General features: G+C 34.8%; 17 protein-coding genes. 9 read left to right on the top strand and 8 right to left on the bottom strand.

Translation table 11 applies throughout. The annotated features are described in order from the left end of the window. Positions 1–54: 54 nt before the first annotated feature. Both acnA and secB read right to left on the bottom strand, forming a co-directional pair. Positions 55–2,640 carry an aconitate hydratase AcnA gene (gene acnA, locus ACQH2O_RS01490; RefSeq protein ID WP_425385231.1) on the bottom strand — a complete coding sequence of 862 codons (2,586 nt, stop codon included), beginning with the start codon at positions 2,638–2,640 and terminating at the stop codon, positions 55–57. Between the two features lie 14 nt (positions 2,641–2,654). Next, complete coding sequence (secB, locus tag ACQH2O_RS01485; protein WP_006279761.1) at positions 2,655–3,158, bottom strand: protein-export chaperone SecB; 504 nt, start codon at positions 3,156–3,158, stop codon at positions 2,655–2,657. Between the two features lie 164 nt (positions 3,159–3,322). Here secB and ACQH2O_RS01480 point away from each other — a divergent pair, with 164 nt between their 5' ends. Genes ACQH2O_RS01480 through ACQH2O_RS01470 form a run of 3 tightly spaced genes read left to right on the top strand, consistent with a single transcriptional unit; the run spans position 3,323 to position 5,339 of the window. Then, a complete protein-coding gene (locus ACQH2O_RS01480; RefSeq protein WP_010962367.1) occupies positions 3,323–3,973 on the top strand; it encodes a Tim44/TimA family putative adaptor protein in 651 nt (216 codons plus the stop codon). A gap of 17 nt (positions 3,974–3,990) precedes the next feature. Continuing rightward, entirely contained in the window at positions 3,991–4,686 is a 696-nt protein-coding gene (gene dnaQ / locus ACQH2O_RS01475) for a DNA polymerase III subunit epsilon (RefSeq protein WP_010082574.1), read from the top strand. A gap of 44 nt (positions 4,687–4,730) precedes the next feature. Next, positions 4,731–5,339 (top strand): SCO family protein, encoded by a 609-nt coding sequence (locus tag ACQH2O_RS01470; protein ID WP_010962368.1) that lies wholly within the window; start codon positions 4,731–4,733, stop codon positions 5,337–5,339. A gap of 477 nt (positions 5,340–5,816) precedes the next feature. Here the strand turns inward: ACQH2O_RS01470 and ACQH2O_RS01465 are convergent, their stop codons facing one another. After that, positions 5,817–7,445 carry a recombinase family protein gene (locus tag ACQH2O_RS01465; RefSeq protein WP_425385230.1) on the bottom strand — a complete coding sequence of 543 codons (1,629 nt, stop codon included), beginning with the start codon at positions 7,443–7,445 and terminating at the stop codon, positions 5,817–5,819. A 312-nt stretch (positions 7,446–7,757) separates the two neighbouring features. Here ACQH2O_RS01465 and ACQH2O_RS01460 point away from each other — a divergent pair, with 312 nt between their 5' ends. Together ACQH2O_RS01460 and ACQH2O_RS01455 are read left to right on the top strand one after the other, a co-directional pair. Continuing rightward, positions 7,758–8,954: a hypothetical protein gene (locus ACQH2O_RS01460; protein ID WP_007549549.1), complete on the top strand. Its 1,197-nt coding sequence runs from the start codon at positions 7,758–7,760 to the stop codon at positions 8,952–8,954. Further along, positions 8,920–10,029, top strand: coding sequence for a hypothetical protein (locus ACQH2O_RS01455; RefSeq protein WP_012673262.1), 1,110 nt, complete (start codon positions 8,920–8,922; stop codon positions 10,027–10,029). The genes ACQH2O_RS01460 and ACQH2O_RS01455 overlap by 35 nt, the downstream gene beginning before the upstream one ends. 15 nt (positions 10,030–10,044) lie before the next feature. On the opposite strand, the gene ACQH2O_RS01450 is transcribed toward ACQH2O_RS01455, so the two are convergent. From ACQH2O_RS01450 to ACQH2O_RS01430, 5 genes are read right to left on the bottom strand one after another with little or no spacing between them, the layout of a single operon-like run. After that, positions 10,045–12,060, bottom strand: a complete 2,016-nt coding sequence (locus ACQH2O_RS01450; RefSeq protein ID WP_425385229.1) for an AAA family ATPase — start codon at positions 12,058–12,060, stop codon at positions 10,045–10,047. Positions 12,061–12,082: 22 nt separating this feature from the next. Next, entirely contained in the window at positions 12,083–13,309 is a 1,227-nt protein-coding gene (locus ACQH2O_RS01445; protein ID WP_264711411.1) for an AAA family ATPase, read from the bottom strand. Then, positions 13,306–13,794, bottom strand: a complete 489-nt coding sequence (locus ACQH2O_RS01440) for a hypothetical protein (RefSeq protein WP_264337671.1) — start codon at positions 13,792–13,794, stop codon at positions 13,306–13,308. The genes ACQH2O_RS01445 and ACQH2O_RS01440 overlap by 4 nt, the downstream gene beginning before the upstream one ends. Positions 13,795–13,817: 23 nt before the next feature. Beyond that, a complete protein-coding gene (locus ACQH2O_RS01435) occupies positions 13,818–14,615 on the bottom strand; it encodes an ATP-binding protein (RefSeq protein WP_264711410.1) in 798 nt (265 codons plus the stop codon). Positions 14,616–14,666: 51 nt separating this feature from the next. Beyond that, positions 14,667–15,158: an RNA polymerase sigma factor gene (locus ACQH2O_RS01430; protein ID WP_236514589.1), complete on the bottom strand. Its 492-nt coding sequence runs from the start codon at positions 15,156–15,158 to the stop codon at positions 14,667–14,669. 876 nt (positions 15,159–16,034) lie between these two features. On the opposite strand from ACQH2O_RS01430, the gene ACQH2O_RS01425 reads away from it, so the two are divergent. From ACQH2O_RS01425 to ACQH2O_RS01410, 4 genes are all read left to right on the top strand, one after another. Continuing rightward, complete coding sequence (locus tag ACQH2O_RS01425; RefSeq protein WP_077188250.1) at positions 16,035–16,505, top strand: Holliday junction resolvase; 471 nt, start codon at positions 16,035–16,037, stop codon at positions 16,503–16,505. Between the two features lie 135 nt (positions 16,506–16,640). Then, on the top strand, positions 16,641–17,111 hold the full coding sequence (locus tag ACQH2O_RS01420; RefSeq protein WP_007549853.1) for a hypothetical protein: 471 nt from the start codon (positions 16,641–16,643) through the stop codon (positions 17,109–17,111). A 19-nt stretch (positions 17,112–17,130) separates the two neighbouring features. After that, positions 17,131–18,609 carry an ankyrin repeat domain-containing protein gene (locus ACQH2O_RS01415; protein WP_264711408.1) on the top strand — a complete coding sequence of 493 codons (1,479 nt, stop codon included), beginning with the start codon at positions 17,131–17,133 and terminating at the stop codon, positions 18,607–18,609. Further along, positions 18,606–20,429, top strand: a complete 1,824-nt coding sequence (locus tag ACQH2O_RS01410; protein ID WP_425385228.1) for a phage terminase large subunit family protein — start codon at positions 18,606–18,608, stop codon at positions 20,427–20,429. The genes ACQH2O_RS01415 and ACQH2O_RS01410 overlap by 4 nt, the downstream gene beginning before the upstream one ends. Positions 20,430–20,431: the final 2 nt, after the last annotated feature.

Raw genomic sequence — 20,431 nt, 5'->3', positions numbered from 1 at the left:
TTTACAAAGGGATCAGGGCTGGCTAAAAGAAGTCCATGCAATAACTTCACTAAATCAAAAAGATTGTGCAAGTATGTAGCTCAACACTCCACCACACATCAAGTATTTAGTCTCAGTTGCGGTTTGTACACAGCATTTGAGTTGAATTGATTGTTCAGAATTATCCTTTCCTTTGATGATACATTCTAGATTTCCACCTGGCACTATTTCACCTTTTATGCTTATTACCTTACTACCATCAAATATCTTTCTGGTTATTCCATTTTGGAATATAAGTGGAAGAACACCCATACCAACTAAGTTGGACCTATGTATACGCTCAAAGCTTTCTGCAATTACAACTTTAATCCCCAACAATAAAGTACCCTTTGCTGCCCAATCCCTACTTGAACCTGTGCCATACTCCTTTCCTGCCACAATGATGAGAGCTTCCTTGTAGCGCATCGCCGCATCAAAAATTGGCATAGTTTCTTGAGAAGGAATATATTTTGTATATCCACCTTCGGTGCTAACCATTTCATTTTTTATTCTAATGTTAGCAAAAGTCCCACGCATCATTACATTGTGATTACCACGGCGAGACCCGTATGAATTGAAATCCCGTGGTTCAATTCCAAGCCCTTTTAAATATAGACCGGCAGGACTACTCGAGGCAATATTTCCCGCAGGGGAAATATGATCAGTAGTTATGCTATCGCCAAACATTGCTAATATTTGTGCACCCTTTATATCGATTTTATTATTTTTAGGTGATAAGTTATCAAAATAAGGCGGATTTTGTATGTAAGTACTGTTTGCATCCCAATTATAGATTTCACTTTTTTCACACTTTATCTTCCGCCAATGTTCATCACCAGAAAAAACATCCTTATACTTTTGTATAAACATCTCACGTGTTACCACACTTTTAACACAATCTTCGATTTCATTGTTTGTTGGCCATATATCTTTGAGATAGACATCATTTCCATTCTTATCTTTGCATATTGAATCTTTTGTCAGATCAATTTGCACAGTACCAGCAAGTGCATATGCAACAACAAGTGGCGGAGATGCCAAGTAATTAGCTTTGACTAACGGATGAATTCTTCCTTCAAAGTTACGATTGCCAGATAAAACTGCAGCAACGGTTAAGTTTTTGTTTTTAATGCCATCTTCTATATCTTTATTAAGTGGACCAGAATTCCCAATGCAAGTTGTGCAACCATATCCAACTAGATTAAAACCCAAAGCATTTAGATCTACCTGCAATCCAGACTTTTCTAAATATTCTGTTACAACTTGTGACCCTGGAGCAAGAGAAGTTTTAACCCAAGGCTTTGATTTTAATCCAAGTTTAATTGCATTACGAGCTACAAGACCTGCAGCAATCATCACACTTGGATTTGAAGTATTAGTGCAGCTTGTTATTGCTGCAATAACTACACTTCCATCTTGGAGTTTATCGCTTTCCTTTGACTCATTAACTGAAAATGATTTAGAAAAAGACTCTGCCACTTGTGAAAGAAAAACCTTATCTTGTGGTCTTTTAGGACCAGCCATTACTGGCTTCACGCTCGATAAATCAAGTTCTAGTGCGTCAAAAAATGCTAACTCATTATTGCCACGCCACAATCCTTGCTCTTTCGCATAAGCCTCAACTAACTTAATCAGCTTTTCTGGTCGCCCTGTTAAATGTAAATAATCGAGTGTTTTCTGATCAATTGGAAAAAACCCACAAGTTGCACCATACTCTGGGGCCATGTTTGCTATAGTGGCTCTATCTGCCAAAGATAAATAATCTAAACCATCACCATAAAATTCTACAAACTTACCAACAACGCCTTTTGTTCTTAGGATATTGGTAACCGTCAGCACTAAATCAGTCGCAGTTACTCCTTCCGGCAGTCTGCCAATTAATTTAAATCCAACTACTTCTGGAATCACCATACTAATTGGTTGACCAAGCATCACAGACTCAGCTTCTATGCCTCCAACACCCCAACCAAGAACTGATAACCCGTTAACCATTGTAGTATGGCTGTCAGTACCAACTAAAGTATCAGGATATATGAGTCCATCATTATTACACACAACTTGCGCTAAATATTCAAGGTTCACTTGGTGGCAAATCCCTGTGCCAGGCGGCACTACTCTAAAATTTGTGAAGGACGATTCTCCCCACTTTAAAAATTGATATCTCTCCAAATTTCTTTTTACTTCTAACTCAACATTCTTACTGAATGCGGAAACACTTCCATAACTATCTACTTGAACAGAATGGTCAATCACAAGATCAACCGGTACAGACGGATTTATATTGCTTGGGTTTCCTCCATTTTTCTTAACATAGTCCCGCATTGAAGCTAGATCAACAACAGCAGGAACCCCTGTAAAATCTTGCATCAACACCCTTGCTGGTTTATAGCTAATTTCGTGATTAGTGTGTTTATTAACGCAGTCTGCTAGTACTCTTATGTCATCTAGCTTTACGTTTACTCCATCTTCATTGCGCAATAAACTTTCAAGCAGAACCTTAAGTGAGCAAGGCAATTTAGTCACATCTATTCCTAAAAATTCACTAGCACTACTTAGGCTAAAATAGTTGTATGACTTCCCGTCAATGTTTAAAGTCGTTTTTGCATTTAAAGAATTGTTCATCCTATCACACTATATTAGTTAAAATTGGAATTACTACCGTTACTTTTTTGTTGTTGACCTTGCTGCTCATACATAGTTTCAAAATCTATAGGATCTAGCATCAGTGGGGGAAATCCACCACTACTTGTAACTCTTGCAATTATTTCTCTTGCAAAAGGGAAAAGAAAAGTAGGTCCGCCAATAAACAAAGCTTGTCTTACCTCTTCCTCACTCAACTCTTTTAAATTTTCTATTGAAAAAATGCCACAATATTTCGTCTCACAAATGAAAGCTACACCATCTTTTATGCCTTCATCTTTTACCGTTGCTTTGACTTCTATATGCAAAGTAATTTCATGAAAAGATTTTTCTTCATTCACTTCTTCTTTGTTTTTCGTCCCTTCTAATTTTGCTGAATTGATATTAACCATTACATTAATATCTGGAGCTTTACTAGAAGAAAGGAATGGCGAATTCGGATTCTCAAATGATAGATCTTTAACATATTGACCGTGAATTCTCATTTTTTGTTGTGGCATTTCTTACGTCTCCTTTAATTAAGTTGAGATATTTAATACTTTCTTATATAATATATTCATTTACAAACGAATAGCAAACCTGATTATAAGTTGATATGAAAAACATATTTTCATTAATAATTAATAATGTTCGGATACTTTATATGCCAAGGAGTTGAGTTACTATGATAGAGCTTGTAATATATGCTTTATTAGCGGCGTTCATTTTTTCACGTTTGTATAATTCTTTAGGAAGGTCAGCCAACCTCAACCTAAAAAAGCTAACTAATGTATTGGATGTAAGCCGAAGTAGAGAAGATGTAGTAGAAAACATTGAGGGTTACATTGATAGCAATGATGAAAATTCAATAAAAGTTACTTATAAACAAATATTAAAAAAAAACAAAGATTTTTCTATTTCCCACTTTATAGAAGGTTCAAGCATAGCTTTTGAATTAATAATAAAATGTTTCAATCAAGGAAATTTGTCTCAGTTAAAACCACTTCTCGATAAAGACTTATATGATAATTTTGCAGAGAAGATTAAACATCGTAAAGAGGTGCACGAGTCTATAATTGTTTCTATCGTTTCACAAAAGATTTTAGAAATAAAGCTAGTAAAAAACGCAGTGTTTATTGCAGTATATTTCCTTTCAGAGCAAATTAACTTCGTTAAGAACAATGAAGGAGATATAATATCAGGTAGTACATCCACTATTAATAAAGTTGAGGATGTATGGCAATTCAAAAAAAATGTTAATTCATCAGACCCAAGCTGGTTGCTTGTTTCTATTCACTATAAAAAGACAAGTAACGATAAGACAAATGATAAGTAAGATGAGTTTTATTTGAAATGGAAAGCAAGCTACGCGAAATAGTACTTGACACTGAAACGACAGGTCTTGACACTGAATCTGGTCATCGAATTATTGAAATAGGGTGTGTGGAATTAATTAACCGCATTCCAACAGGTAAAGTATTCCATCGGTACCTTAACCCAGAAAGAGATATACCTTATCACTCGTTTAAGATTCACGGTATTAGTGAAGAATTTTTAGAAGATAAACCATTATTTTCAGATGTTGCACTTGAATTTCTTGACTTTATATCTAATGATATTTTGGTAATTCACAACGCTGAATTCGATGTTAAGTTCCTTAACATGGAGTTAAGCAAGCTGAATGCTAGGTTAATTTCCTCAGACAGAGTGCTAGATACATTACCTCTTGCGAGGAAAAAATTCGCAGGATCACCTGCTTCTTTGAATGCATTATGTAAGCGTTTTGATATATCGCTAGAGAATAGAGAATTGCACGGAGCACTAGTTGATGCTCAATTGCTTGCAAAGGTATATGTTGAACTTACAGGAGGGTTACAAACCTTTCTGTTTGATAATGAATGCAATCAGGACAGTAACTCCACATTCGTTCAGCATAAAGTACGTAATCTAACTCCCAGAGAACATTTACCAAATAGTGAAGAAATTGATGAACATAAGAAACTGTTAGACAAAATTAACAATACACTTTGGAATAAATATATTGAATAGGTTAACCAATAAAGATACAATTCAATTTTACTGAGAGCATTCTAATGGTAAGGTTTATAAGATTATTATCTAATGTGCTAGCAGCATTAGCAGTTGTTTTTTTAGGTTATTGTTATTTCACTAAAAAAGGCATATTTGCCCCAGCAGCGATTCACAACGCAGAAGTTAAGATAGGCGGAGATTTTTCTTTAATTAATCAGGACGGACAGATCTTGCGCAGTAGTGATTTTAAAGATAAATACATGATGATTTTCTTTGGGTTTTCCTCATGCAAAAGAATTTGCCCTATGAACCTTGGAATAATTTCAGAAACACTTGCAAAGTTAGATGAGAAAACTAACAACAAGCTACAAACATTCTTCATCACAGTCGATCCTGAGCGCGATAGTACGGAAAGACTTAAAGAATTTCAGCAGCAATTTGACCACAGAATACAAATGTTAACTGGTGAAAGAGAAAAAATAGACGAAGTAATTGCAAAGTATAAAGTATATGCTAGCAAAGTTGGTGGAGAAGAAGAAATCAACCATTCTTCAATAATGTACCTTATTGGCCCTGGAGGAAAATATGTTACACACTTTGCAGCTGATTTAAATTCAGACGAAAGTCAATCTGATAAGATTTTGGCTGAGATAAGAAAATACGTAAACTGAATTATAGATTTTTCTGTTAATTAGTCGAGCATGCAACTGCATGAGCATTATGATTTGAGAGCAATCTCCATGGGAAGACACACACAACTGTACGAACGTTGTAGTTTGGGAGCAATTCCCACCAGTGGGGTGTCATCCCAGTGCCCAGACACTGGGATCCAGCTTCTATGCAACTTAATTAAAAACGTTTGTTTTAGCGTAAGACAACTACCTTTAGCTCATCAGCTCAGTTATAAGCAAAATTTCTGGATTCCAGTGGGCTTTGTTGCATCGCTACTTATGAAAGGCTAACTATAGTTAGGATTATAAGTAAACTATTGAAAATCTTGTTTTTTTGCAATCAATCTGATCAAATTTAAGAATAGTAATTTATTATTTACATTAATAAATTTAATTCTATTGAAAATAGCTAAAGCATTGAAATTCTTGAATTTTAGCCGGATTAGTGAGTGGTAGTGAAATTTCTTTTACTCAAATTTAGGTATTCACTGACCGTTGACTGCTAGTACAACATTGCATAATTCTATTATGCCTATTTTGATCAAAATTTGCAAGACTTTTTATGCGAAATACTATGTATAAGTGGTTGTGGTTGATTTCAATTTGATGAATTAACATTCTAATAATATTTTGCTTAGTCTGCCAATCTACTTGATCAAGCTTTGATTCAACACTTGAGGAAAAGTTTTTCAAGCTATCTGTAACAAGGCTCAATTCTTGTTGTAATTTCTTTTGATCAAGTACTTTTTCTTTTTCCTCCTCAATTTCTTTCAAATGCTGTTTCATTGTTGTAATTCTTGGCTCAAATTCTTCTTGGCTTATAAACCCTTTGGCATAGCTATCGATAAATTTTTTGATACTTAATCTTAACTTACTTTCTTGCTTTTCACGTGTTTGATTATGTAAAGGTTTTTTGTTCTCTGACAATCTACGTTGATATTCATTTGCAATCCTATCTGGCTCTTTTAATATACTCTTAACTTCCTCCCATACGACTGTATCGAGTACATCAGTGCGTATTGATTTATTATCGCAGATTTTATTGCCATTAAATTTGCTAGAGTTTGTACCAGAGCAACGATAGTAATAATATGTCGACTTTTTATGAACGTGGTTTGTACCACAATAAGTATATTGACAACGTTGGCATACCATTAAACCTTGTAATAAATATGTTTCTCTTCTTTGCCGTACTCTTGCTCTTTGTCTATTTTCAGCTAATTGTGTTTGCACTGAATCAAATAAATTTTCATTGATTATTTTTGGTACTGGAATATAAGTCCAATTCTCTTTATCACTATTAAAGCGACCACTTTTAAGTTTACCACAAGTTCCTTTTTTTGATTTTTTTACTTGTGGTTTTGAGCATGTCCTAGTTTTACCATAAGCTGCTTGTCCTATATAAGCAGGATTTTTTAACATGTTCCAAATAGTGCTCCTTTTCCAATACCTTTTTCCTGTTCGTGTTATTATCGGTATCTTATTCAGTTCATGTACAACTTCTCCTATACTTGCTCTTTCTTGGCCAACCCGACTAAATATTTTACGCACTATATTTGCCTCTTCTTCATCAACCTCAAATTGAGCACTTCCTTCACCTACATGTTTTGCTATGTAGCGATAACCGTAAGGCGCCCTACCCATCACACTTATACACCCAGCTTTGGCCGCATGAAGTTTACCTCTACGGTTTCGTTCCATAATCTTTGCACGTTCATACTCTGCTATTGCTCCCTGAATCTGTAGAAATAAATGGGAATCAGGATTATCATCAAACTTATGATTCAAAAATACTATTTCAGATCCAGCCTTTTTAAACTCTTCGAGTAAGATCATTTGATATGAAAATTTACGTGATAGCCGATCAGGTGAATGAATATATATCTTATCAATCTTACCTTCTGCTACTCTATCACGTAAACTCTCTAAGCCAGGACGTTCTAAATTTGATCCACTATAACCATTATCGACAAACCTGTGCTCATCTAATAACTCATGTCCATCACTACTAATGCGACGCTCCAGTTCTACAATCTGACTCTCTATTGTATTCTCCTGTGCCTGTTGTCTTGATGAAACTCTTGCATACAAGCTTACCGTTACCATTTTCTTCTACCTCCTTTATTTTATATTTCAATAATTGTTCATAAGCATTTGCCAAATATGTACTCGCCAATCTGTGAGGTTCATAACGGCAATTAATAGTTAATTCCCCTTTTTGCATGTTTTTCTTCCTGTGAGTTTTTTTATAAGGTTAGGAGACTCCTATTAAACTAAATCAACGCACACCTTATTTAAGAAAGCTGTCTAGTTCACACAAATTCTCCCTAATAAATATACAAGATTTGAAAAAATTATGTCCAAAAAATCTTTGCTTAAATTATCATATTATATATGATATAGCTTATTTAAAGTATCATGAATGTTTATCCAAGTAATGAATTCTGGGAGAGTGATTTAGAAGTTCCTGTTAACCTCTTACTAGAACGTTTTCAGGATTCTAATGTACGTCAATCTTGGTTAGATTCCCTTTCTGGTAAACAACTTAGCATCATTTTTCAGCATTGCTTTAAAAATCATTTAAATGGGCAACTTTTTCAGGACGGAAATTATGACGATAGATCCACTCAACAAAAACGTAAGATACTTACCAGTTACTCTGACTCTCTTTTTGACTATTATCTCATTAGCTACTTTGATCGTACAAAACTTGAGGCTACAGTTAGTGAAGTAGCAAGATTTGCTCTGACTGAGAAGTTAATGAGATCGTACCTGGTAAAAAACAATACCAAGTATGATAAAAGATCCTTATTGTTTTTACTATTTCACATAAATTGTGAACTTCTAAAATCTGTCTATCACTTTGATAAAGTACAAAAGAGAGGTTTCGTATCATTTGCTCTACAGAAATCACCAAGACAAATAAACACTTCATTCAAGGAATTTATGTCACAAGAAGCTGTAGAGCAGATACTGAAGTTTGAAAACCAATTGCAGGGTTTTTTCCATCATCAAGATCGGATATATATGTTTGTACGTCGAGGAAGTGACATGGATTTACTGCTTAATTCAAACAAAGTTGTTCATGGCCATAAACCTGAGTGGATGATTTTAGATTTTTCGATTGATGGTACAAAGGTTAATCTCTGTGCTAAAAATACCAATAAAGCTGTGGAAATAGCAAATAGTATTGTAAGTGGTTATTTTAACTGCGAATGTACTTTTGTAAATATACAAGATAAGAACTTTCCATTACAAGTGTACAAATTTCTTCAAGCATGTATAGATGGTTCTGACCCTGACATTTGTATATTTGAGTTAAATTTTAAGTCAGATTATTTTAAAAATAGTAATACATATCTTACTTTGAGTGTAAAGCCATATGATCCTATTGCACCAGAGTTACATATTTTAAAGCCAGCTATTGGCAACATACTACAATCTATTCAATCAGCTAAAGTAATGTTCCAAAACAAAAAGGTAACATTTTCTTTCAAAATAAGTGGGGAAGTTTATTATTCAGAGCATCCACTCAATAAAAAAGAAAGAGAGGACCTGAAGAAACATATGGAACAATCTTATGGTCTTAAAATCCTTTCACGAGCAAATTGCTGATCTTTTAAGTTTGAATAATTCCTGGATCAATCCAAGTCAAAATCATATTAAAGCAGCAAGATACTTATTTGATCTTGGATTGATAAAAATGCAAGAAAGGTGCTATATTGTTTGTTCTCGTGAAGAAGATCATCTTGATTGGCCGAATGTAATTGATCCAAGTTGTAGCAATGAGATTTTTATTGATCCAGACTTTGATGAAGCATGTGATGACGCTATTTGTGAAAACTGCTCTCGTCATATTTTGCCTAATACTTATAAAAAACAGAGATTTCATCTCTTATCCATATACTTAAATACAGAGAGAATCATAGACTGGTTTGAAATAAAGTTGAATGATTCAAGACTTATGTGGGAAAAAGTAGAAAAAGGAGTTTATTATATTTGTAATCAAGGTCGCATTGTAAATCTAATAATCCTTGATTTTTGTACTGATGCGATATTTTTAACAATAGATAAACTTAGAGTCCATCCGACAGTTCTAATCACTCTAAAAAAAGATATACCGAATCTATTATTGAGTTTATATGTAGTGCCAATGGTGAAACTGTTTTGTCAGCTTAAAACTTTAACTGAGATATTTCAAGAAGCAGCTAAAAGAGGAGTACCAGAGGTAGTAGAAAATACTTCTTTGCAAGTTTTACCAGCTTCATATATTTCGCTTAAACGTATTGAACCAATTATACCAACAAAGCTTTTGGAGTTACAAGTAGTTAAAGGTATGGTATATGTTAATAGTATTGAAGTTATAAATAAAAAAGCTGCATCATGTCTTAATATTTTTCGAATATTATTTAGGCAATTTTTACATGACTGCGAGAAAGAGTTACCACCTGAAAAACATACGCTTCTCAATATTAATCAGTTAGAAAAGCTCTTGGGACTTAATTTAGAAGCAGATTTAGAACAACAAATCAGAAAACCATTAAATAAAATGCAAAGAACAATCAAATCTATACTTGCTGAGAAATTAGGATTAAGTATTGAACGTGATGATGTAATACAAACACTTGGTTGGCAAAGATCATCACATGGTTATCGTATTAACCCTTTTACTTTGACTATAAAAAAATAGAATCAACTATGTTTTTTAAAAATTTTCAGCTCCATGAGTAAATTTTCCAACTCCACGTGCAAATGGTCCTGTTTTTACATCAAGCCATTTATCTTCTTTTGAACCATTAGCCATTCCTTTAACTATTTGCTTTGCTTGTAAAAGCTCCTGAACTATACGCTCTAGTCTATCCCTTCCCATACTATGAAAAACTTCAGGCAATCTATGTCGTTGTTTATGTATTCCTGCACTTCCTGTATGAGTAAATGGATGTCCTGAACTAGCAGCTCGCGCAATTGAATCAGTAAGATATATTTTAAGATCTTTATCGCTAATATTTTGAGCTTTTAATTGTTCAGTAATGTCTTCCAATAGCCCTGTTTCTTCATTTCTTAGGTAAGTGCGTATGGTACGATCAGCCAGGCCATTTGCCTTAACAACAGCTCCATAAAATAGTGCATTTTGTCTTGGGATTTTTCCAATTGACCTAAAAATCATTGGTTTAGTCATATCTTCAACAGGCCAAAAAGCAAAAGAACACCTGACTCCATTTACGAGAGCAGAAGTACCTCGAATAGCATCTCGTGCTTGCTCTACTGTTGATATAGGCTTTTCTCCCTTCAGCTTTCTCATATGATGTGCAGTAATTATTGAAGCCCCAGTGCTACATGCTAAATCAGATAATAAACACATGAGATAATCCCCTACTGCTGGATCAGCATTTAAATCTGCATGAATGAAAGAAGCAAGGGGATCAAATATAATGAGCTTTAAGTCCTTTATTCTCCTCAGCTGCTTCATTACCGACTCAAATTCTGGAGATATTTCTACAACTTTACCGCGAACATTCTTAAGTATGGCAAAAGATCCTCCTATATTTGGCAGTGGTACAATAAATAGCCTATCTTTATATTTTAATCTTTCACATTTGGGATCAAGTCGTTCTAAGCGACGATGTATTTCATTTGTATCATCTTCTGCAGAAAATACCACAACAGATCCGTGTTCAGTAACAAGTTGGCCAAATCCGCATACCTGATCTATGCTAGCTGCAACCTTGAGGGCTAGGTCAAGAAGAAGCATACCTTTACCAGTATCACCCATTGCAGCTAAAATAGATGTGACACCCAAAGGAAATAATCCTTCAACTAAGAATCTTTGCTTTGGTACTGGACCTACAAAACGCTCCACACTCCAGCTAAAAATATCAAGCGGTGATTTAATAATTATTTTTCTTGAGTTTTTTTCGATGAAGTCAAAAATATCTATATTCTCTTGTACAGCATCAGCAGCATCCCAACTCCTTAGTTTATCTGGTGGAATCCTAAGCGTAGCAAGTGATGCAACACCAAGTTCTAAAAGTTTCTTTTCAGCGTTTTTAGCATATTTATTACTTGCTTCATCATTGTCTGGCCAAATGATAATATGTTTACCTTTTAGCGGAGTCCAATCTGTTTTATCAATAGGTGCATTTGCTCCAAACATTGCTGTTGTTGCAGTTATTCCTTTCTCTATAAGTACTTCTGCGCATTTTTCTCCTTCAACCAGAACAACCTTATCTGATTTTAAGATACCTGGAATGTTGTAGAGTGGCCTTATCTCTGGCTCTTTGAATCTCTGCTTTTTAGCATCAAATGGTTTAAACTGTTTTTTCTCTAAAGGAGGATCATAACGGTAGACTATTACAATCAATTGGTTATTTTCATCGTAGTAGTTCCAACTACAAGTCAGATATTGTTCTAGATCTCTAATATTATTTTTTTCTTTGATGCCAAGCCATTCACTTATTGAGAGCATTACTTCAGGAAATTCTGTTTTCGCATTCTTCCCGTGTACCGTTGCCCAAAGATCAATAATGTCACCACCTTCTCCCGTTGCAAAATCTTTCCATAATCCGGCTCTTTCGCCTGTTAACTCTATTACAGTACTTTTGCCCTTGTTACCCTGTACATCACCTACATAAAACTTATCACCACGAAATGTCCCTCCTGGTAGTAGGTAAAAAAGACAAGATCTGATGTTTTGCAAAAGCTGAGTTTTTAGCTCTAGCATAGTGTCGGTTTTTGTGGATAAATTAAGCCGTAGCTATAACTTTAGAGTTCTGCCAACGCCCATTTACTCTGCTAATGAATTTTGCTGGTATTGATTTACCGTTTCTTAGCTCATATACTACTTGCAAGACATTTGCACGTTTATTTGGTTGAAACATTACCATACCAGATGTATAAAAACTTCTTAAAGCATTAGCACCAATTAAAGCTTGAAAAGGACTTTTTGCGAGTGTAGCTGTGGATACTTTTCTGGTATGACGTGTAATAATTATTCCAGCCATAGGATTAATTATAGAACGTAGTTTTTCTATTCTACTTTGCAGGCCAGAAAATATATTTTCATAGTCAATCGAATCCAAGACGATAAGATCTATCGTTTTAAATTTTTCCCCTATGATCTCTTTTATTCTCTCTATACCTTCATCATTTAAAGTTAATCTCATCTTTGTAGTAATGATCAAGTTTTCTTCTGCTAGATTTGGTAGCCTTTGATTAGTTATGATTTGTTGTATGCGTTCCCTGATATAATTGTACTCCATCTCATTTTGCAGATAGACTATTTTTAGTGGCCTTGCTGACTTCATCTTAAGAAACGACACTCCTGCTGCAAGATGTGCAAGCAAAGAGAGAAGAAAATAACTTTTGCCAACCTTTGGCGTACCACCAATGACTAAAAGACCACCTGGAGTGAGAATTCGTGGAGCTATTATGTCTTCTGGTATTGGTGATTGATCACTTAAGTACTGCTTTACAGAAAATATTTTTTCTTCTCTTTTCCCCCCTTTTTTTTCTCCACTCTTTGATTTTTTATTGAGCCACTTTCTAGCAGAATATATATCACCCTTAATTAAAATCCAAAGATCAATAATATCACCACCAGTTCCTTCAGTAAAATTACGCCAATCACCAGCTTCCTTACCTACTATTTTAACTGTAATTGTATTTCCATTTAAGTCTCCAATATAAGTTTTTTCTCGGTAAAACTCACCATTTGGAAGTAGGTAAGAAACACACTCCTTGATATTATCAATCAATAACATCTTTAACTCTTTTTGCTTTTTAGACATAAAATTCCCATACATATTTTTCATACGTGTAAAGTTGAGATTAGCTAGCTCACAAACAGTTTCAAAAGATTTTGAATTCAGCCAATTAATTGCTTCTTCTCTTAGCTTTGGGTTTTTTCCTACTGCGTCCTGAATACCTCTAGTAACGACAGCAGACCAAAGCTTTTCCTCGTCGTACTTCAAAATGGTACTCTGTCAATTTCATAATTTTTGCGGTATTCTGGAGTAACTACCGAAGCAATTTTGTTCTTCTCTCCATATTCATCAGTTATAACACCTACCTTTACTGTAAACTCTAAGCCATTTAATTCTGCAATTGAATTTAGCTTACGAGCAAGGATTGCACTTTCTGAGTTATCATGTGGATGAATGTCACGTGCTGATTCCAAGATACTGCGAAGCATAGAGCGACCCATTTCTCCCCAAGTATCTTCTGCTTTACTACTTTTAATACCAATTATTTGGTAAATCTTATGCTTTTCATATAGACCTTCAATAACGGTAAATTCTGTATTTAAATAAATGCTACCGGTAGTGGGGCTTTTAGTAAACCAATGCTCATAACCTCCAGGCTTGATTGTCATTTTTACCTTTACTATTGTACCTTTAGGTATTAGTCTACTTTGCGGTTTTACAGTGTTAAAATCAGTTAATAGGTTTTGTAACATATATCACTCTCCATGTTTAAATTTTAAAACTTGCTTTTAATCTTTGTAAGCAGCTTACCTAAGTGTGGTTCTTCAACCATACTCAGACGTCCACTACGATCCTTAGCTGGGTATCCCCAGGGATTTAAAGTGTGGCAAACAAAAGAGCGCTTCTCCGTTCCATCATCTTTCTTGATTCCAACCATACTGATTACTTCGTCAACTATCCCAGGAATTTCACTAGCAGTTTTAGTTCCTTCGCATTGAGGTAGCCAAATTGGACGATTGAAGTCATCGAGATATTGACCTAAAGTGCCAACTATGATGATGTCTTTGTCTCTGATGTGTTGAAATTGATTGAGCCAAGCCATCATCTCCTGAGCAAGTAATCCATAGGCAGCTCTCATGTCCTGTTTTCCCGATCTCTCAGAAAAAGCTTCAGGTTGCATTTTTGCCCATAATAGACATAAACGTGAAGCAACGGTTATGCTATCTACAAAAATGCATCGGTATTTAGAAAACTCAGAGAAAAGATCTTTGTACTTACCAGATACATGTTCATGGTGTCTTTGGCTATATGCTTGATCAGACTTCAGCGCAGGATTAGGCCCCCCTATAAGACAAGCAATATCTCTAGCTTCATTCCAAGTGCGAAGACTAATTGAATCTCCTTGCCAATCTTGAACAGCAAGAAGCCCTGCTTCAAAATCAAGGCAAAGTGTTGGTTCATCTACGGTCTTTAGGAGACTTGTTTTACCAATACCATAAGGACCAAAGATGACCATTTTTACAGTTGATATTGTTTGCAATCTTTCATTATTATTCAAAATTTTAAGAACCATTATTTATCCATGCTACGATGTATATATATACAAGAAAGGCAAAAATTTTGTTCAATTTTTCTTTTTGCCTTCGTAGTAAATAGGAGAAAGTTTGGCACGTATCTTCTTGATAATATTGTTTAAAGTGGTTCTTGAAACGTTGTTCATTTTGGCAACTTCATGTAAGTTAAAAAATTTAAGTTGCTCACATATATTTTGCCATTCCTTTGGTAAAACCGAGATCATATAGTCTACATCAATGCGTTTTGTTATTTCACCCTCAAATAGCTCTGTTACATCAATACTAATGTAATTGTTGATATCACGTTTTGCACATCGCTGTTTCTTTAGCAAGTTAATAGCTTTATTTTCAGTTAATCTTGCTACAAAGGTATTAAAGCTACTTTTGTCTTCATCATACTGGTCAAGATATGGCCAAATTTCACAGAAGAGTTCTTGCTCAAGATCTTCGTGAGCTTCATTAATAAAGCACTTAGCAAGTTTTAGTCTATAAGCTTGATATTTTACATTTTTAATAACTATATGGTAGTTTTGTAATTTCATAACTTTCCTTAAAAACAAATTGATGCTTTTAAGGATGAGAGTTATTAATGCTATTATGTAGGACAGGAGCAAAAATAAATAATACTGATGCGATTTTTAATCTATTGATATTCTGTTATTTTTTTTTGAGAATAATACTGATGCAATTTAAAATAATACAGTTTAGGTTTTTGGAATCTATTTTAAATGGATTTCAATATTTTTAAGAATGGGTAGCTCAGGCTTCCTAAAGTTATATTAAAAATATATAAGAATTTCATATTTTGAAATTCAATATCACCTAAAGAGCTAAAAATGTGGATTTCGCTATTAAAAGAATAGCTTAAATTTTTAAGAGGAAAATAGTTGAAAAGTATGCTCTCTATAACCTTAAGTTCCGTTCCTAATTACTGGCTTCCTAAATCAGGAATTAGGAATCAGGAATCTAGAATTAGCCTGTATGGCGGGTTTTCACCATGCGTTCCTAAAACCGTTCCTAGGAACGGCATATCTGAAGTCCGCCAATATGGAGGATTCTAGCTTCCTGAAACCCTTATATATAATATATATATATAATACATATATAAAAATATACACATATATAAAAACATATAAAATATAAGAGTAGAATAATAAAAACCTCTAAAAGTAGAGAAACCCGTTTGAAAGGTCTTCAAATTCAAGAATTATAAAAAAAAATTCCTAAAAATTTGAAGATTTTTTGGACGAAAATTTTTCAAATCTTGTATATATATGTACACAACAATTGAAAGGCTTGGTAAACAAACTGGCTGTAAAAGAGTTTTTATGTTAGTTGTTAAATTTCGAAAATTAAAGATTTTTTGGACGTAATTTTTTCAAATCTTGTATATATATGTACTCGGCAATTGAAAGGAAATGCTCACCCTAGATCTTGGCAAACAAACCGGCTGGACTATTTTAAATGATGGAATAGTGCAAAGTGGAAGTAAGAGTTTTCATGTTAGCAGGTTTAGTGGTGGTGGAATGCAGTTTTTAAATTTTCGTAATTGGCTTAATTCACTTAAGTATAAATTTCCAGGCATTGAAGTTGTATACTTTGAAGAAGTGAGAAGACACTTGGGAACTGATGCTGCACATATCTATGGAGGGTTTTTAGCACACCTTTCTGCTTGGTGTGAAGAAAGTAATATTCCCTATCAAGGTGTTTCGGTTAAGACTATTAAACGTTTTATAACTGGCAAGGGCAATGCAAGTAAAGCTGATGTAATTGAAGCAGTGCAGGAAAAGGGTTTTTGTCCAACAGATGATAATGAAGCAGATTCTTTAGCATTAATGTTCTATGTTATGAATTTTAGTAAAGATTTCAATACGTTGAAGATATCATAAAAAGTGGGTCCTTTTGGCCAGGCTGGAGGGTTTGGTGGTCCCGACCTCGGGCCTTCTTTAGCGTTAGACATATTTCAAATGTTAACTACTTACGAAATTATAGCTGAGCAGTGCTAAAATAAGGAGAAAAAAAAGGTGAGAATTACGCAAGCAGAATGGGCAAGGGAAAAAGGGTTTTCGAGGCAATATGTCTGTTCTTTAGTAAAAAAAGGAATAGTTGAGCTGGAAGATGGACTTATTGACCGAGAACAAGCAAATGAAGCGGTAGCAGCAATAAGAGATCCAAGTCAACCACTGAGAAGAAAAGAGCGCGGAGAAACACTTTCAACGATATTGCTAAAAACGCGAATAAAAAATGAAACCGAACGTGGTAAACTTTTGGAAGCTAAAGTGAAAGCTGAAATAGGCAAATTTGTGTCAATTGAAGAGGTAAAAACTGAAGCATTTAACGTAGCAAGAGTTGTCCGTAATAATTTGCTTAATATTCCAAATAGAGTTTCAGCATTGCTTGCATCACTGAGTGACACTGAAAAGATTCATATGGTGCTAACTGAAGAGATTACAAACTCATTACAAGAATTATCTAATACTAAATTTCAAATATAAGAAAGATTTTGAATATAAAATGGCTAATAACTTAAGTTTGGAGTTAATAAAGTGTCTCATTAATCAACCTGGATTAGATGTTAATGTCAGAGGATTAAATGGAAAGACACCACTACATTGTGCTATAGAATTTGATGAATTAAGTATGGTGGATTTGTTACTCACGAAGAAGAACATTAATCCTTTTGTGGAAGATAATGAAGGTAAAACATCTCTTGATTACGCCAAAGAAGAGAAAAAAGCAGAAATATTGAAAGCGTTAATTAGTAACAAATACGGGTCAGAACAAGATAGTTTACTTCATTTAGCTGCAATGATAGGTGAAGTTAATGCAGTCAGATATTTGATAGGAAAAGGTATTGACGTTAATGTACGAAATGCTCTGCATCATACGCCATTACATCTAGCAGCAGGAATAGGACATGCAGAAGTTGTAAAGATTTTGATAAGAGAAGGAAAAGCTGAAATAGATGTCTTTGATGCGCGAAATCAGACACCAATGCACTATGCAGTTAATAATAAAAAGTTAGAGATAGTAAAGTTACTGCTGAAACTTGGAGCAGATGTAAATAGTGCACGTATGGGACAAAACTCAATGAAATTGTCGCCTGTTCATATAGCTGTAAGTAATACTAATTACGATGAAAGAGACTTATGTCTTGATATTCTCAAATGCTTAATAAGGGAGCCTAATGCTCAAGTCAATTTACAAGATTACGAAAATAAAACGCCACTACATTACGCTGAAAGACTTAAAACAATAGAGGTTTTACTAACACGAGAAGATATAGACCCTCTGGTAAAAGACGATAGCGGCAAGACACCATTTGATTACGCTAAACCTGAGATAAAGAAGGCTTTGATGAGTAATAAATACGGTTCTGAAAAGAATAGTCTACTCCATTTAGCTGCACAAAGAGGAGAAATTGAGATTGTAGAGTCTATCTTAAAAGAAGAAATTGATATTGATATTTCAAATAATAAAGGTCTATCACCGATTTACCTTGCTGCAGAAAAAAGGCATTTACATGTAGTAAAGTTATTGCTGACAAAAGGAGCAAATTATACACCTGTTCTGCACTTAGCAATCAAGTCAAATAATTTAGAGTTGCTAAAAACTTTATTTAAAGAAAAGAGCATCAAATTACCAGACGAGATAGGCAAGTCTGTACCAGTTTATTATAGGTGTATAGAACATAGAGATGCAAAAGTAAGAAAATACAACAATGTGATCTGTGTTTTTACCTCAGTAAGTGCAGTAGCAATAGCGGTATGTATAGGGTTAACAGCAACAACAATAAGCAGTGCAATCATTTTTGCAACAATAACAGGGATATTTGCGCTTATTATAGCAATAATGATAAGTGAGATGAGCAAAAGATATATAGAAAACGAATTTCAGAAAAAGATGTTTATGGAATTGGAGGAGTGTGGAGGAATAAACTCTACTGTTAACAATATTGAGATAGAACCAATTATGAGTAGATGCAGACAATGATATACGCTAGAGCTTTTTCTGAAGGTTTAAGACCAGATCCAGAGCTTAAAGTATCAGAGTGGGCGAATGAGTATCGAGTTTTAGCGCCAACTGCAGCATCAGAGCCAGGTAAATGGAGAACAGAAAGAACTCCTTATTTAAAAGAAATAATGGATTCACTATCTCCATCTTCGTCAGCGGAGAAAGTAGTATTCATGAAAGGAGCGCAGATTGGGGGAACAGAAGCTGGCAACAATTGGATTGGCTATATCATCGATCAAACACCAGGACCAATGCTAGTAGTACAGCCAACAGTCGAAATGGGAAAACGTTGGTCGAAGGGAAGATTTGCACCGTTGATAGAGAGTACACCATGTTTAAAGAGTAAAGTAAAAGACCCAAGATCAAGAGACTCAGGCAATACTGTACAAAGTAAGGAGTTTCCAGGTGGAATAGTAGTAATAACTGGAGCGAATAGCAGTGTAGGACTTAGATCCATGCCAGTAAAATATCTCTTTCTTGATGAAATAGATGCCTATCCAGGAGATTCAGGAGGAGAAGGAGATCCAGTTCTTCTCAGTATAGCCCGAACTAATACTTTTGCTCGTCGAAAGATTTTTTTGGTATCGACACCAACGGTTCATGGAATAAGCAGAATAGAGAAGGAATTTGAGAGCTCAGACAAACGATACTTTTTTGTACCTTGTCCACATTGTAATTACTATCAGGTGCTGAAATGGCTGCAAATAAAGTGGGAAGATAAAAATCCAAATACAGCGCACTATGTGTGTATAGAGTGTAACGGCAAAATAGAAAATCATCAGAAGACAGAGATGCTAGCTAAAGGAGAGTGGAGGCCTACTAATAGAGTAAAAGGTGAAAAAAAAGGGTTTCATTTATCAAGCTTGTATAGCCCAGTAGGCTGGTATAGTTGGAAACAAGCAGTGGAAGATTATCTGCATGCAAAGGAAAATGAGCAATTACTAAAAGTTTGGATAAATACCACTTTAGGAGAAACTTGGGTAGACAAAGGAGAAGTACCAGATTGGAAGCAATTATTTAATAGAAGAGAATCTTTTCCGATAGGTACAGTACCAAGGGGCGAAGTGGTACTTACTGCAGGAGTAGATGTCCAAAAAGATCGTCTAGAGGTGGAAGTTGTCGCATGGGGAAAAAGCCGTGAAAGTTGGTCAATAGACTACCGAGTATTTGAAGGAGATACAGGAGGTGGAGAAGTATGGGGAAAGCTTTCAGAGCTGTTAAATCATCATTTTATCGGTGAAAATGGGCTTGAATATATGATAAGCATGATGGCAGTTGATGCAGGGTATGCAACGCAGGAAGTTTACAACTGGGTAAGGGGTCATCAAGGCTGTGGAAGAGTAATGGCAGTCAAAGGTGTAAATAAAGCTCTAGTACCACTTAGCAGTCCAAGCAGAGTAGATATAACAGTTGGTGGGCAAAAGCTGAAAAGAGGAATAAAGCTCTGGCCAGTAGGAGTATCAATATTAAAGTCAGAACTTTTTCAATTACTTAATGTTTTAAAAGAAGAAGAGAAAGTGCCAGCAGGGTATTGTCATTTTCCCGAGTATGCACCTGAGTATTTTAAGCAGCTAACGGCAGAGCAGTTAGTCAGCAAGGTAGTAAAGGGATACACCAAACAGGAGTGGCAAAAGGTAAGAGAAAGAAATGAAGTGCTAGATTGCCGAATTTATGCGAGAGCTGCATCTATTGCGCTTGGAATTGATAGGTGGCAAGAAAATAAATGGAATAGTTTAAGTGAAAAACCAGAAAGTAAAAAATCAAAGAAAATAGTGAAAAGTAAGTGGATCAGCAAGTAGTA

Source organism: Wolbachia endosymbiont (group B) of Schoenobius gigantella (assembly GCF_964031005.1).
GTDB lineage: Bacteria > Pseudomonadota > Alphaproteobacteria > Rickettsiales > Anaplasmataceae > Wolbachia > Wolbachia pipientis.
This window is presented reverse-complemented; position numbering and strand designations above follow the sequence as displayed.

Coding starts and splice junctions, on each gene's coding strand:
- acnA (WP_425385231.1), bottom strand. CDS start 2,640: ATGAACAATTCTTTAAATGCAAAAACGACTTTAAACATTGACGGGAAG.
- secB (WP_006279761.1), bottom strand. CDS start 3,158: ATGCCACAACAAAAAATGAGAATTCACGGTCAATATGTTAAAGATCTA.
- ACQH2O_RS01480 (WP_010962367.1), top strand. CDS start 3,323: ATGATAGAGCTTGTAATATATGCTTTATTAGCGGCGTTCATTTTTTCA.
- dnaQ (WP_010082574.1), top strand. CDS start 3,991: ATGGAAAGCAAGCTACGCGAAATAGTACTTGACACTGAAACGACAGGT.
- ACQH2O_RS01470 (WP_010962368.1), top strand. CDS start 4,731: ATGGTAAGGTTTATAAGATTATTATCTAATGTGCTAGCAGCATTAGCA.
- ACQH2O_RS01465 (WP_425385230.1), bottom strand. CDS start 7,445: ATGGTAACGGTAAGCTTGTATGCAAGAGTTTCATCAAGACAACAGGCA.
- ACQH2O_RS01460 (WP_007549549.1), top strand. CDS start 7,758: ATGAATGTTTATCCAAGTAATGAATTCTGGGAGAGTGATTTAGAAGTT.
- ACQH2O_RS01455 (WP_012673262.1), top strand. CDS start 8,920: ATGGTCTTAAAATCCTTTCACGAGCAAATTGCTGATCTTTTAAGTTTG.
- ACQH2O_RS01450 (WP_425385229.1), bottom strand. CDS start 12,060: ATGCTAGAGCTAAAAACTCAGCTTTTGCAAAACATCAGATCTTGTCTT.
- ACQH2O_RS01440 (WP_264337671.1), bottom strand. CDS start 13,794: ATGTTACAAAACCTATTAACTGATTTTAACACTGTAAAACCGCAAAGT.
- ACQH2O_RS01435 (WP_264711410.1), bottom strand. CDS start 14,615: ATGGTTCTTAAAATTTTGAATAATAATGAAAGATTGCAAACAATATCA.
- ACQH2O_RS01430 (WP_236514589.1), bottom strand. CDS start 15,158: ATGAAATTACAAAACTACCATATAGTTATTAAAAATGTAAAATATCAA.
- ACQH2O_RS01425 (WP_077188250.1), top strand. CDS start 16,035: ATGCTCACCCTAGATCTTGGCAAACAAACCGGCTGGACTATTTTAAAT.
- ACQH2O_RS01415 (WP_264711408.1), top strand. CDS start 17,131: ATGGCTAATAACTTAAGTTTGGAGTTAATAAAGTGTCTCATTAATCAA.
- ACQH2O_RS01410 (WP_425385228.1), top strand. CDS start 18,606: ATGATATACGCTAGAGCTTTTTCTGAAGGTTTAAGACCAGATCCAGAG.